The sequence below is a fragment of the Parvimonas sp. D9 genome (assembly GCF_035282565.1).
Taxonomy (GTDB): domain Bacteria; phylum Bacillota; class Clostridia; order Tissierellales; family Peptoniphilaceae; genus Parvimonas; species Parvimonas micra.
In genome coordinates this window covers 1-15,375 of record NZ_JAYKBM010000002.1, presented here as the reverse complement: position 1 = coordinate 15,375, position 15,375 = coordinate 1, and the positions used below count along the sequence as shown (strand labels likewise).

7 protein-coding genes are annotated in these 15,375 nt (G+C 37.4%); 5 read left to right on the top strand and 2 right to left on the bottom strand.

The window, feature by feature from the left end:
- The 5 genes from VJI94_RS02290 to VJI94_RS02270 all read left to right on the top strand — a co-directional run bounded on the left by VJI94_RS02290 (nt 1) and on the right by VJI94_RS02270 (nt 13,298).
- Entirely contained in the window at nt 1-1,713 is a 1,713-nt protein-coding gene (locus VJI94_RS02290; protein ID WP_324008180.1) for a DNA topoisomerase 3, read from the top strand.
- A gap of 31 nt (nt 1,714-1,744) precedes the next feature.
- Nucleotides 1,745-10,879 (top strand): helicase-related protein, encoded by a 9,135-nt coding sequence (locus tag VJI94_RS02285; protein WP_324008179.1) that lies wholly within the window; start codon nt 1,745-1,747, stop codon nt 10,877-10,879.
- A 45-nt stretch (nt 10,880-10,924) separates the two neighbouring features.
- A complete protein-coding gene (locus tag VJI94_RS02280; protein ID WP_416383673.1) occupies nt 10,925-11,743 on the top strand; it encodes a single-stranded DNA-binding protein in 819 nt (272 codons plus the stop codon).
- Nucleotides 11,744-11,850: 107 nt separating this feature from the next.
- Nucleotides 11,851-12,444 carry a type IV toxin-antitoxin system AbiEi family antitoxin domain-containing protein gene (locus VJI94_RS02275; protein WP_228637066.1) on the top strand — a complete coding sequence of 198 codons (594 nt, stop codon included), beginning with the start codon at nt 11,851-11,853 and terminating at the stop codon, nt 12,442-12,444.
- Complete coding sequence (locus tag VJI94_RS02270; RefSeq protein WP_324008178.1) at nt 12,444-13,298, top strand: nucleotidyl transferase AbiEii/AbiGii toxin family protein; 855 nt, start codon at nt 12,444-12,446, stop codon at nt 13,296-13,298. Before VJI94_RS02275 ends, VJI94_RS02270 begins: the two co-directional genes overlap by 1 nt.
- A 92-nt stretch (nt 13,299-13,390) precedes the next feature.
- Here the strand turns inward: VJI94_RS02270 and VJI94_RS02265 are convergent, their stop codons facing one another.
- Both VJI94_RS02265 and VJI94_RS02260 read right to left on the bottom strand, forming a co-directional pair.
- The gene (locus VJI94_RS02265) at nt 13,391-14,722 is read right to left on the bottom strand and encodes a relaxase/mobilization nuclease domain-containing protein (protein WP_324008177.1); all 1,332 of its coding nucleotides are present in this window, start codon (nt 14,720-14,722) and stop codon (nt 13,391-13,393) included.
- A gap of 5 nt (nt 14,723-14,727) precedes the next feature.
- Nucleotides 14,728-15,078 carry a plasmid mobilization protein gene (locus VJI94_RS02260; protein WP_005539291.1) on the bottom strand — a complete coding sequence of 117 codons (351 nt, stop codon included), beginning with the start codon at nt 15,076-15,078 and terminating at the stop codon, nt 14,728-14,730.
- Between the last annotated feature and the right edge of the window lie 297 nt (nt 15,079-15,375).

Below are 15,375 nucleotides of genomic sequence, written 5' to 3'. Positions count from 1 at the left end.
ATGGAACTTGTGATAGCAGAAAAACCAAGCGTTGCCTTATCCATTGCCAAAGTGATTGGGGCAAAGAATAAAAAAGACGGACACTATGAGGGTAACGGGTACAGAGTAAGCTGGTGTGTCGGGCATTTAATTCAAATGGCAAATCCCGATTCTTATGATGAAAAGTATGCAAAATGGAATATTGACGACTTGCCGATTATTCCAAGTGAGTATCAGTACGAGGTGGCAAAGGCAACGAAAAAGCAGTTTAATACACTTAAAAAACTGATGAACGATAAGGAAATTGATACAGTTATCAATGCCTGTGATGCAGGACGAGAGGGAGAAGCTATCTTTAGACTTGTATATCTTCAGGCAAGCTGTAAAAAGAAGATGAAAAGGCTTTGGATTTCATCAATGGAAGATTCTGCAATTAAAGACGGCTTTGATAAGCTAAAAGACGGAAAAGACTATGACAATCTTTTTGAGTCGGCACAGGCAAGGATGGTAGCAGATTGGCTTGTCGGGATGAATATCAGCAGGCTTTATTCCTGCATGTATAAGCAAAACTATTCTGTGGGCAGAGTTCAGACACCTACCCTTTCCATGATTGTTAAAAGAGATGACGAGATAGCCAACTTTAAGAAAGAAAAATACTATACGGTAGAAACTGAACTTGACGGCTTTACTCTTTCGACAGAACGAATTGACAGCTTGGAAGTGGCAGAACAGCTTAAAAATTTACTCGAAAACAGAATAGAAATTGCGGATGTCATTCAGAAAGAGAAAATTATAAAGCCTGATCTGCCCTTTGACCTTACAACCTTGCAAAGAGAGTGCAATAAGTATTTCGGATACAGTGCAAAACAAACCCTTGATTACGCACAGAGTTTATACGAAAAGAAGCTGATTACTTATCCAAGAACGGACAGCAGATATTTAACCGAAGATATGATTACAAGCACAGTCAACAATATCTTAGGAAAAAATGATTTTGATACAGGGCGTATCAAGGTAGTATTCAACTCTAAAAAAGTTACGGATCATCATGCGATTATCCCGACCGTATCATCGCTCAGTGAAGATATATCAAAACTTCCTGAAAGTGAAGCAAAAGTATATCGACTGATTTCTAATAAGTTTCACGCAAGTGTAGGCTATCCACTCACCCAAAATACTACTAAAATTGTAGCTGAATTTGACGGTTTTGAATTTACAAGTACCGGCAAGGTAATTAAAGAGGAGGGCTTTACAAAATACCTTAAAGAATACAAATCTAAGAAGAATGAGGACATGGAGCTTCCTGATGTAAGCATTGGAGATGTTATTACCATTGAAAATAAAGAGATTAAAGAAAAATACACTCAGCCTCCGAAACACTTTACAGAGGACACACTCTTAAAAGCTATGGAGCTTGCAGGTAATGATGCATTGGAAAAAGGTGTTGAAGTGGAAAGAGAAGGACTTGGAACACCGGCAACAAGAGCAGGCATTATTGAAAATCTGATTTACAAAGAATTTATTGAACGAGATAAGAAGAATCTGATTGCAACACCGAAAGGAAAAAGCCTGATTGAGATTGTTGCAGATAACTTCAAATCAGCAGAAATGACGGCACAGTGGGAAATGGAATTGTCTGAAATAGCACAGGGCAAATCTTCCAAAAAAGAATTTTTAGAAAAGATTGAGGAACAGATAAAACATACGGTGGAGGAACACCAGAAGAATGAATAGGAAAAAAGAATATTAGAAAAAGGAGGTAAAAATGCGAATCAATGATTTTCATAACATTTTGGAACTTGTAAAACAGGACATTCTGCATAGTGAAGCGGAATATTTAAAGCTCCTGAAGGTTGTCGGGAACAATCAAAGATATGACTTTAGAAGTCAGTTAAGTATCTATGATAAAAATCCGGAAGCGACAGCCTGTGCCAAGTTCGATTATTGGCGTGAACGCTTTCATCGAACCGTTATGCGAGGACAAAAAGGAATTCCGATCTTAGAAGATTTCGGCATAAAAAAGAGAGTGGACTACATCTTTGATGTAAGCCAGACCGTTTCAAGAAACAGAGATGTCAATGAGGTCAATCTTTGGCGATTTGATAAAGAAGCTCATCAAAAGGTCTTAAAGGAAATGATAGCAAGTGAAAGCTATGAAGAAAGCGAAAGTATCCTTGAAAATATCTTTTCTTTAAGCAGAATTTATGGCGATGAAAAGATAGACAACCTGATGAATGAGCTTAGAATAGTTGATGAGGACAGAATATCCTTTGTCAAATTCGTCAGGGATTCCATCAGCTATGCGGTAGCTTCAAGATTTAAGATGGATTATCCGATGGATAAGGAGCTGTTAAGAGAAAATTTCAAAAGACTGGACAGCATATCCATTATGAGTCTTGGTGAAACCGTATCGGATATTAGCGGAAATATCATAGATACAACCATTCAAAAGAGCAAAGAGATAGAGCTTCAAAAAGGAGTTTTGAGAAGCAGAGAAGCAGGATATAATAAGATTAGAGAAGAAATTGAGGAAGGAGAAAACCATGTACTTCGACGAGATGATAAGGAAAGAATTAGTGAACCCGAGCGAGTTTTCAGAAATGGAGAGTACGGAGGAGATAGCAGTCAAAATCAGGGAGAATACACTAAGCAGCTTGGAGGAACAGATGGAATTCATCAAGGAATATCCGAATCCGACCTACGCAGTGATGAGGCTGGATTATCTTTCACAGAGCGAGGAGCAGAGCCGCTTCGAGATGTTAGTGGATCTATACAAGGAGAAGAAGCTGACAGAACACCTGATGGATATTCAGAAACAGGCGATAGCATTTATGAGGACAGAGAAGCCGAAGCTGATGAAGTCTTGGAAGATAGAGGACAAGAACAATCCACAGTATGGGGCGATGATTTCAGCCTTGAAGGAAATGACCATCAAGGAAATCGTCGAAATCTAAAAGAAAATACTGAAGTAGAGATAAGAGAAGCTGACAAGGCTTCTTTTTATTTGCCTGAAAACTCTTACGGACAGATAAGGCTTAGCATCCCTCTTGCTCAGAAAGATATAGATACTGTCCTTATTAACGGGGGAAATCACGATGGGGGCAGACTTCCTATCATTGCCGAGTTTTCCAAAGGAAAAAGCAATGAAGAATTGGGAGAATATCTTAAAAATACTTTTCAAGGGGGAAACGGCTATATCATTGACGGAAGTGAAATCTCAGCTTGGTATTCGGATAAGGGACTTCACTTTTCTTCCGGAACATCAGCAAGAGAAGATGACACACAAGTTTTAAGTTGGGGTAATGCTGCAAACAGAATTGCTGAACTTCTTAACAGCGGAGAATTTGCCACAAATGTGGAACTACAGGAAGCCTTAGACTATGAAAGGGACAGAATTTCAGAATCCCTATGGTATCTCATTCACGATTTGAGTGAGGAAGGAAAAGAACAAGGCTTTTTTGAATTTCTCGAAAAGGGAGGTGGCTTTCCGGATGAAACAAAACGATTATCCGAGGCACTGAAAAATCCTGAATACCTTGTAGATGTTATCAAAGAGTATGGACGATTTTTAGAAGCATATAGAGAAGATAGAGAGGTACTAAGGTTTCACTATCATAAGGTGGACAGCCTTTATCAGAAGTTACAGGAGCTTGCACTGCCAAGAAAAGAATATACTTCTAATCTTACTGAACTTCCAAAAGTAAAAGCCTTTATTACGGGAGATGAAATCCTTGCCACACTTTCAATGGGAAGCGGAGTAGATAGAGGAAAAGAGAGAATTACCGAGTTTTTCAAAGAGAACCATACTTTACAGGAAAAAGCCGACTTTTTAAAAGATGAATACGGAACAGGAGGAAGAAGCCATGCGGTATCAGGTTTGACAGGCAGTGGAGAATGGCATGATGCCAAAGGAATAAAACTGGAAAAGAATGATTGCAGCGATGTGTTCCTTACTTGGTCAAGTGTGGCAAAGCATATTGATGAGCTGCTTTCTAAAAATCTTTATCTTGAAGAAAAGAAAATAGAAAGTAAGGCAGAGAGAGAAGAAGAAAAAGAGCCACAAAAATCACAATATTATTCTAAAGATGAACCTGAAAATCTGATGACAAAGGAAATGCTTGAAAGAGTACCGGAACTTTACGCACAGGAAGAAATTGATTTAGCGGATAAGGAAGTTCATGCAGCATATATCATTCCTTTTAGAAGCAACTGGACTTGGTATATGACGGAGTACGACAGAGAAAGCGGTGATGCTTTTGGTCTTGTTTTAGGGATTGAACCTGAATGGGGATATTTCAATCTTGAGGAACTGAAGGAACTAAACGCACAAAGACTTATTTTAGAGGATTTTCCAAAGACTTTTCGAGAGATTAAAGATACAGAGCTTGTAAAACAGATGAGCGAGGAAGAAATAGACCGAGTATTTAACGGGCAGCTTTCCTCAAAAGAGAATCATAAGGAACAGGAAATCTTTTATCTTAGTGATGAAATGGGAATTTCATTAGAAGAAGCCGAGGGGATTATCAACGATAGGAACAAATTATCAGATGTTAATGCAGAGGATAAAGAAAAAGAAGCAGATGACATAAATGCCCTGCCTGATGAAAAAATTGCTATTAAGGTCGGCACAGAGTTCATTGTGGCAGATAAGTCTGATGTAGCTCATATCAATTTATCCGAAGCGAAAAATAGCGTGGCTCTTGGTGGTGTAAAGTACAAGCTGTTTTATGGAGAGAGCTATGAAGATAGCAAAAAGGTTGATGAACTGATAGACAGCTACGGCTATACAGCGTATGAACTAAAAGAACATTTAAGAATAGATACAGCCGAGTATAAAACTTATGAAAACTTTGAAGAAATGGAAGAAACACTTGAGAAAAGTCCTGTTCAACCTACCCTATTTGACTACATTCAGCAAAAAGAAGAAGTAGAACTGAATGAAAAAGAAGAAAGTCTTACAGAACAATTTGCAGTGAAACAAGGTGATACCGTCTATTTTGACCATGAAGCATATATCGCAAGGGATATTGAAAAAAATAAAGTAAACGGAAAGCCGGAGGTATGGCTTTATCCGGCAAGAGATGGAAATAGGCAAATTGCAATCGTACCGTTTATGAATAATGAGGAGCTATTAAGAAAGATAAGCCTTGAAAGACCGAGCTTTTTAGTTGGCGATGAAGTGAAATACAAGGATAAGGACTGTACCATTACCCGCTTTGACAATATGGGAAACAACCTAAAGACCGTAACGGTTATGGACAATACCGAATATCTCGGCGGTATGATAACAGGCTCAGATGTCATTCCCTATTGTTTAGAAAGAGATCTTGATCGAATATTTGAAAATCTGACATACAAGAAAGCTAAAGATACAATTCAAGACATTGATGAAAAGGCAGAAAAACTAAAAATAGAAGCTCATAACTTTAAGATTACCGAAGAAATCCTCCCTGAAAAACTAAGTCCGAGCGAAAGATTAAATAATAACCTTGAAGCGATCTCTATGCTTAACCGCATTGAAAGCGGACAAAGAGAGCTTGACAGCACAGCTCAGGAAGCCTTGGCAAAATATGTCGGTTGGGGCGGATTATCTGAAGTATTTGATAAAGAAAGAGGTGGTCAATGGAAAGAAGCAAGAAGTTTCTTAAAAGAAAATCTATCGCAGGCAGAATACGAAGCTGCAAGAGAATCTACCTTAACGAGCTTTTACACACCGAAAACAGTGATTGACAGTATCTACTCTACCCTGTCAGGAATGGGCTTTAAGAGTGGTAATATCTTAGAGCCGTCAATGGGCATCGGAAACTTTATCGGTAATCTTCCTGATGAAATGAAAAAGTCCAAGTTTTATGGTGTGGAGCTTGACTCAGTAAGCGGTCGAATTGGAAAACTCCTATACCCTGAAAGTGATATACAGATTAAAGGACTAGAAGAAACTTCCTTTTCCAATAACTTCTTCGATGCTGTGATTGGAAATGTGCCGTTTGGCGAGTATAAGGTAAATGACAGAGAGTATAACAAAAATAACTTCTTGATCCATGATTATTTCTTTGCGAAATCCATTGATAAAGTCAGAAACGGCGGTATTATCGCCTTTATCACATCAAGTGGAACAATGGATAAAAAGGACGAAAGTGTCAGACGATACATTGCAGCAAGGGCGGAGTTTTTAGGAGCCATCAGACTTCCAAACGATACCTTTAAGGGCGTTGCAGGAACGGAAGTAACATCGGACATTATTTTCCTAAAGAAAAGAGATAGTATTAGAGAAAGGGATGATGACTGGGTACATCTATCTGAAGATGAAAAGGGACTTGTATATAACAAATACTTTGTAGATCATCCCGAACAGGTACTCGGCACAATGCGTGAAGTATCAGGAAGATTTGGAAATACCCTTGCTTGTCTACCGAAAGAAAATGCTGACTTAAAGGAATTACTTACAAAAGCAGGTACAGAAATATCAAAGAACGCAAAGTATGAGGAAATAGAGCTGCTTGATGATGAAATCACATCTATCCCTGCCACAGATGATGTCAAAAATTTTTCATATACTATCATTGATGACGAAGTGTATTACAGGGAAAATTCTTTTTTTGTAAAAAAAGAGATAACGGACAAAAACAAAGAAAAGATTAAAGATTATCTTGAGCTGAATACTGCCCTTAAAGATGTCATTTACAAACAAAAGGAAGATTTTTCCGACGATGAAGTGAAAAAATCACAGGAAAAGCTCAATGAAGTCTATGACAGTTTTTCTAAAAAGCATGGCTATGTCAATAACCTAAGTAATACCAGAGCCTTAAAAGAGGACAGTAACTTCCCGCTTGTTTCCTCCATTGAAATCCTTGATGAAGAAGAAAACTTTAAGGCAAAGGGAGATATTTTCAATAAAAGAACCATTACAAAAGCAAAGACAATCGAACATGTAGATACTTCCCTTGAAGCCCTTGTCTTATCTATGTCTGAAAAAGGTTATGTGGACTTTGACTATATGGAAAGCCTGACAGGAAAAGTTCGACCTACTCTAATAGAAGAATTAAGGGGAGAGATTTATCTAAGTATCAGGGAAGAACAGAACTTTTACAGACCGCTATCATTTAACCCCGAAGATGGAGATTTACCTTTTGCCTGTGCAAACGGCAGCAATTCATATAAGTATGGCTATGTAACAAAGGACGAATACCTAAGTGGAAATATAAGGGATAAGATTGCCATTGTAGACAGCTATCTTTCAAAGTTAAGACAGACCGAAAGAGAACTACCTCATCTTGGATATGCGGAAGATGGCAAAGAAAAAGAGCTGATAAGCTATGAGATGAACCGTTTGGAATACCAAAAGGCGGAACTTACCAAAGTATTACCGAAAGAACTGGAAGCAAGTGAAATCAGCGTTCGTCTTGGTGCAACTTGGATACCGATTAAGGATATAGAGAAATTCATCTTTGAAACACTTAAAACTCCGGGTTATGCCAAATGGGATATTAAAGTCAAATTCTCAAACCTGACAAGCGAATGGAATATTGAAGGAAAGAGCAGAGATAAGGGCAACGATCTTGCAGAAATGACCTACGGAACATCAAGGGTAAACGGATATAAGCTGATTGAAGATGCCTTAAATCTTAAAGAAACAAAGGTCTTTGACCAGATTGAAAATCCGGATGGCTCAAAAAGTTCTGTCTTAAATAAAAAGGAAACTCTCCTTGCAGGACAGAAACAGGAGCTTCTAAAAGAAGAATTTAAGAACTGGATATTTAGTGATCAGGAAAGAAGAAGCAGACTTGTAAAGCTCTACAATGAGCGTTTTAACTCTATCAGAAATCGTGAATATGACGGAAGTAATCTCTCTTTTGAGGGAATGAATACAGAAATAGAGCTTAGACCTCATCAAAGAAACGCCATTGCAAGAAGCCTTTACGGAGGGAATACCTTACTTGCTCATGTGGTAGGAAGTGGAAAGACCTTTGAGATGGTCGCTTCCGCAATGGAATCTAAAAGGCTTGGAATGTGTTCTAAGTCTTTATTTGTTGTGCCGAATCACTTAACAGGACAGATAGGCAGAGAATTTATGCAGCTTTATCCGTCAGCTAACATTATGGTGGCTGATAAAAAAGACTTTGAGCCAAGAAACAGAAAGAGGTTTATCGGTAAGATTGCTACCGGAGAATATGATGCGGTTGTAATCGGTCATACGCAGTTTGAAAAAATCCCAATGAGTAAGGAATATCAGGAGAAACATATTCAGGATCAGATTGATGAAATCTTGAATTATATTGAGGAATACAAGCATGACAGAAATCAGAACTTTACGGTAAAGCAGCTTGAAAAAACAAAGAAAAAACTGGAAGCAAGGCTTGAAAAATTAAACGATGATTTTAAGAAAGACGATGTCATTACTTTCGAGGAACTTGGTGTAGATAAGCTCTTTGTCGATGAAGCACATGGATTTAAGAATTTGTATCTTCATACAAAAATGCGTAATGTTGCAGGAATCGGGCAATCGGAAGCCTTTAAGTCCTCTGATATGTTTATGAAGTGTCGCTATATGGACGAGATGACAAATGGAAAAGGAATAGTCTTTGCAACAGGAACGCCTGTATCAAATTCTATGACCGAGCTTTACACCATGCAGCGTTATCTTCAGTATGAAAACCTAAAGAAGAATCACTTGGAGCATTTTGATGCTTGGGCAAGTACCTTTGGAGAAACTCAGTCCGCCTTTGAACTTGCTCCTGAAGGAACAGGATACAGAGTGAAAACAAGATTTTCAAAGTTCTACAATCTGCCTGAGCTGATGAGTATGTTTAAGGAAGTTGCGGATATTCAGACAGCAGATATGCTTAACCTTCCGACACCTGAAGCACACTATGAAGTGATTAAGACCTTGCCGAGCGAGGAACAAAAAGAAATCCTAAAAGGATTATCTGAAAGAGCGGATAAGGTTAGAAATAGAGTGGTAGAACCTGATGAAGATAATATGCTCAAAATTACGAATGACGGCAAAAAACTGGCTCTCGACCAAAGGCTGATCAATCCCCTACTCCCTGATAATTCGGACAGCAAAGTCAATGTTTGCGTGAAAAATGTCTTTAGTATTTGGGAAAAGACAAAAGATGATAGGTCAACACAGCTTCTATTTTCCGATATGTCCACACCGAAAGGAGATGGAGAGTTTAATATCTATGATGATATTCGAGAAAAGCTCGTTGCAATGGGAATCCCGAAACAAGAAATAGCTTTTATCCATGAGGCAAATTCCGATAAGCAAAAGGATGAACTATTTGCAAAGGTAAGAAAAGGAGATGTGAGGATATTGCTCGGCTCTACTCAGAAGATGGGAGCCGGAACGAATGTGCAAAACAAGCTAATCGCACTTCATGATTTGGATGTCCCATGGCGTCCTGCGGACTTAGAGCAAAGAGCAGGTAGAATTGTAAGACAGGGAAACGAAAATAAGGAAGTGAATATCTATCGTTATGTAACTGAGAATACCTTTGATGCGTACCTTTGGCAGACGATCGAAAATAAGCAAAAGTTTATTTCTCAGATTATGACAAGTAAAACACCTGTCAGAGTGGCGGAAGATGTGGACGAAAGCAGCTTAAACTATGCCGAGATTAAAGCGTTGGCTACGGGCGATCCAAAGATTAAAGAGAAGATGGACTTGGATAATGAGGTTACGAAACTTAAAATGTTGGAAGCAAACTACAAGTCAAATCGCTATCGTCTGGAGGACAAGGTGGCAAAAACCTATCCGGAAGAAATTGCAAAAACGGAAAAACTCATTGAAGCTGTAAAGAAAGACATATCAGAGGTTGAGCCGAAAGCGGAAGGAGAGGAAAAGTTTACTTCCATCACGATAAATGGCGAGAAAATTTCAGATAAAAAGATAGCCGGAGAAAAGCTCCTTGAAGCCATTTCTAAAGTAAAAATCAATGAAAGCAAGGTAATAGGCAAGTATAGAAATATGGACTTGGAGGTCAGCTATAACTTCTTTACCAACGAGCAGAATTTCAGCTTAAACGGTGCTGCAAAGTATTCAGGAGAGCTTGGCACAAGTGCAGACGGTAATATAACAAGACTGGATAATGCTCTTGAGAAAATGCCTGAGAAATTAAATAGACTTGAAGAAAAGCTCGTCAGCACCAAAGAACAGCTTGAAAATGCCAAAGAAGAACTTAAAAAGCCGTTTGAAAAGGCAGATGAACTGAAAACTAAAGTATTAAGGCTTGCCGAACTGAATAAGCTGCTTGATATGGGAGAAGTGGAAGAAAAGAGAAATGACAATCCCCTTGTGGAAGATGTAAAACGAGCGATTATTGACTTCTGTAACAGAGAGTATGAAGAAAACCACAGCTATGATGAGTTTGACACACTATACCCTGACTTAAAGCACATAGGAATTGCTTATACTGATACACCGGATGAAAGGCATGGGATTCAGTACGAACTGAATTTAGAGGATTACACATGGACACAGTACATTGATGATACTCCAATCAAAACAGAGAGCTTTGATTATGAGAACAAAGGAGAAAATGAAGCTCTAAAGAACATGAAAAATGAGATTGAGCTATCCTCTTTTGAAGATTTAGTCTATGTGGACTCGGAAGATTTAAGAGCAGCAACGGGACTTGAGATTGATGATGAAGGAAACTTCTATGATCCGCTTGCAAAAGACCTCGATAATGACGGTATCATCGACAGATATGACAATGATTTCAGGGACAGTGATTACTTTGAATCAACCTATGATGTGGAAGATAATCTTCATACAAAAGAGGAAACTTCTCAAAGAACGGAAGATAAACCGTCTATTTTAGGACAGATCAGAGCTTATCAAAGTGAAAGCAAAACGGAAGATAAACAAACTACAAAAGAACAGGAATATGCAAGATAAGGGAGCTTATAAGCTCCCTTTTACCATGAAAGGAGATATAAAAACATGGGTTACAAAACAATAAGGGATAGAATTGAAGATATGGCAAAGGATAACCACAAAGATTTTGTGAAGGCGGTTATTAGCATGGAAAAAGGCATTAACGATGAAAGTGCATTAGATAAGCTATATGATGCTTATATGGCAAATGACACCATCAATCTGCTTCATGAAGATTTCGATTACATGATTGAGGATTTAAGGGAACAGGGGCAGATAAAAGACCTTCCCTATGTTCAGCAGGAGAAAGATGACCTTATAAATATCGTTGGAAATATTGTAGGTAAGGTCGATGTAGTTGAAAGAGAAAACAAGAACGGAGAAGCCTTTAAGGTGGCAAATTTCTCCGTAGTTTCCAAAGATGATGAGGGAAATAAGGTATATCATAATTGCTCCGCTTATGGAGAAAAGAGTGAACTTCCAAAGGACTTTAAACAGGGAGATTTCGTAAAGTTATTCGGACAAATCAGAACTTCCATTGATGATAACGGCAAGGAACACAGCAATGTAAGAATATTATCCTCAAAGCTCTTAAAGGCAAAAGAACAGATGAAAGGACAGGATAAGAGTCAAGAGATTGCTAAATTGAAAAGCGAGATAGAAGAAAGAGAAAAAGACTTGTTTTATGCAGATTCTTGGGAGCAATCAGGACAGATTAGAGCAGATATTGAAAAAATGAATGCTAAGTTAAATACCTTGCTCAATTCTGAAAAAGGTCAAGAAAACGGTAAAAAATCCATACTTAGTGCTATCAAAGAATATCAGGCAGAAGATAAAGAAAAACCGAAAGTAAAGCAGGAATCGTCAAAAGAAACGGAAAGATAAGATGATGGTCGGTGTGGTCTTTAGGGCTGCACCGGCTCTTTTTTTGTCTATATATTTACTTTTACGCTTATATAATATATAATAAGAGCGTGAAAGGAAGTGAGTTCATGAACCAGTTAGAACAGATTGGGGAAATTTCAACTGCGGGTAATGGAGTTTTAAGAACTTCAGAAGTCATCAGTAAAGGAATTTCTAAAACGACTTTGGCAAAATTTGTAGAAAAATATAATTATGAGCGTATTTCACATGGAATTTATTGTTCTCCGGATGTATGGAAAGATGGACTGTACTTATTACAGCTTCGTTGCCCGAAAACAATCTTTTCTCACGATACAGCCTTGTTTCTGCTTGATATGACGGATCAAGAGCCGCTGCAATATACTGTTACGGTAAAAAGTGGATATAATGCCACTCATTTAAGAGAAGATGGTGTAAAAGTATTCTCTATTAAAAAAGACTTTTTTGAACTTGGGATTTCAAAAGCAAAAACACCTTTTGGAAATGAAGTTTTCATCTATAATCCTGAGCGAACTGTTTGTGATATGATTCGTAGTCGTTCACAAATTGAAATTCAAATTTTTCAGGATGCAATGAAGCAGTATATCAGGCGTAAAGACAAGAATTTGCACCTGCTTATGGAATATGCAAAAAAACTTCGAGTAAATCATATGTTAAGTAAATATTTGGAGGTGTTATTATAATGATTCATTCATCAAAACAACTAAAAGATTTGATACGAAATTTGTCAAAAGAAGTCGGTATTGAAGCCCATGTACTGATTAGAAAATATATGATGGAGCGGTTTTTAGAGCGAGTATCTTCATCAAAATACAATGGAAGTTTTATCCTAAAAGGCGGAATGTTGGTAGCAGCTTTTGTAGGGGTAGAGGCAAGGGCTACAATGGATATAGACACTACCATTAAAGGTATTCCTGTAACGATAGTTGATATGGAGTGTACAATTACAGAAATTTCAAATATAGATTTAGATGATAATGTGAAGTTCAGAATTAAAAAAGTATCGGAAATTATGGATGAAGCAGAATATTCAGGGATACGATTCAGTATGGATGCTGTATTAGATGGAGCAGTTATTCCTTTGAAGATTGATATTTCTACAGGTGATGTGATTACTCCAAGAGAAATAGCCTATTCATACAAACTGATGTTTGAAGATAGAACAATCCCCATTATGACATATCCTATTGAAACGGTCTTGGCAGAAAAGCTGGAGACTGTCATTTCAAGATCCGTAACCAATACAAGAATGAGGGATTTTTATGATATTCACATACTCTTAAAATCACAAAATATAGATGCTGATATATTAGCTTTAGCGTTAGAGAGAACTGCTAAGAAACGAGGAAATTTTAACCTTTTAGAAAATGCAGAAAGCGTATTGAAGATAGTAAAATCAGATGAAGGTATGAAAAGGTTGTGGAACATTTATCAGAAAAAGTTTAAATATGCAGGCGAATATACTTGGGATGAGGTAATACATTCGGTTAGGGAGCTATCCATAGAAGCTAAATTAGATGTTGTAAAGCACCGTTGAAAAAAGAATAGAGCAAATACAAAAACAAGAAAATGACAATGTGGAATCCGCAAAAATAGAAAAAAGATATGAAAGATAAAAGAGATGAAGATTTATCTCTCCATCTCCTTACCCATATAGATTCCATAGTTTTTGCGTATCTTGTAAAGCTCGTCCATAGCAGATTTTGAGGAAGAATACTCTTGCATGAGGGTATTCTTTTTTTCTTGCAATTTATCAAGCCTATCCAAAATCTCCTTTGAATTTGGAAGCTTGGAATAAGACTTTTTAAGCTCGGAAAGAGCATTTTCATAGAGGGTAATCTGAGCTTTGTATTCCTCAAAAAATGCCCTATCAGACGGATTCGCCTTATATTCCTTGTAATAGGCACGATATTTTTTGACAATATGAACTTGCTCCATCGTAGTGGATAACTGTTCCATTTCCTTATCAATCGCCTTGATTTTATCCTGTAAATTTTGTCTTTCATCAGCACTTTTCTTGATAAATTCGTCAAGCTGCTGAACAGATTTTATGCCGTGTTCTCTAAGGAAGATAACAGACTCAGCCATTGTATTAAGGTTATGTTTGGTTGCCCAATATTCATAGCCTTTGCTTTCTTTTACTTTCATATTGGTGTTCATATCAATAACATTGCCGATGCGTTTTTTGACAGCATGGGTTTTAATAGATGATCTTTCTGCAAGGCGTTCTTTTAATCTTTCTTCAGTGTAATCTTCTCCGATTGTTTTGGCTCTGGTAAATCTCGGCTTATCTTTTGGCTTAAAAGCAATATGTTTGCCATACTTAATTTCATATCCAAGCTCAGCCATTTTCCTTAGAAATTCATCCCAATCCTTAGACTGTTTTATCATTCTGTCAATATCAAATTGAAGCCTACTTTTCCAAGAAGTCCCTTTCTTTGCCTGCTCATTTTCATACCAAGACTTTCCGCTTGTTTTGTATTTTTTCTTATAACTTTCGTAAAACTCATCAATGACAGATAGGTTGTTTTCTTTGCATAGCTTATCGCTCTGGTAACGGATCTTATGATAGCTTTTCTTGTTCGACTGATAGCATTTACCGGTAACCATATTTACATTATTGAAGATGATATGATTATGGATATGCCCTTTATCTATGTGCGTCGATAAGACAAACTCATACTCATCTTTGAGTATCTTTTTACATAACTCAAGACCGATTTGATGTGCCATTTCAGGCGTTGTTTCTCCCGGTAAAAAAGATTGAATCAGATGTCTTGCAAGGACAGTTCCCTTAGTTCCCGCCTCCCCTCTTGTCCTTAAAAACTGAGTATGAGCAGTTGACTGATGGCATTTATGCGTACTGACTAAAAGCTGTTCATCTGTTTTATCTCCATTAACAATATAGTCAATAGCAAGATGAAGGGTTGATTTTATAGGGTGTATTTTTGTAATCGCCATAAATTTTAATCACCTCCGGAAGTCCTGTTTAGAAGCAAGGAATGAATTTGCCACAGTTCTTTTGAGAAATGTTCAATCTCTTTTTTCATATCGCCTATGTCCTCTTTGTAGATAACACCGGTCGAATTTACTCGCTTTGCAATCTGATTGATGTTGTTTGTTGCGTTGGAAAGTAAGCCTTGTAAATCTCTAAACGGTTCTAAATCTATTTGATAAATTTCTTTTTCTAAAACGCATTTGCGGATAAAGTGGCTCATATTTCTGCACCTTGCGAGCTTTCTTTTCTCCTCAAAAAGAGCTTTTTCTTCTTTGGTCAACTTAATTTCAAGTCGTTCATTTCGTATCCTATTTGCCATAGGTATATTTTCCTCCTTTGTGTGAATTTCGGGGGTATTAGGGTCTCCCTAACAAGCTAAAAATTGATAAAAAAAGAAGCAGATCCCGAAGGCTGCTTCATCAATTTTTCCGTAAGTGTACGGACACTTACTGTGCTTGCTACAAAAGAATGATTTAGATAGCAAGTATTAAGCCTTATACTTCATTAGTATAACATAAAATGACTTATCTAATCAAATTTAAAGAAGAGATATCAGTTTTTTTTTACAAAAAAAGAAACCTATAAGTTGCTTTTTTAAATTAATAGTAGTATAATA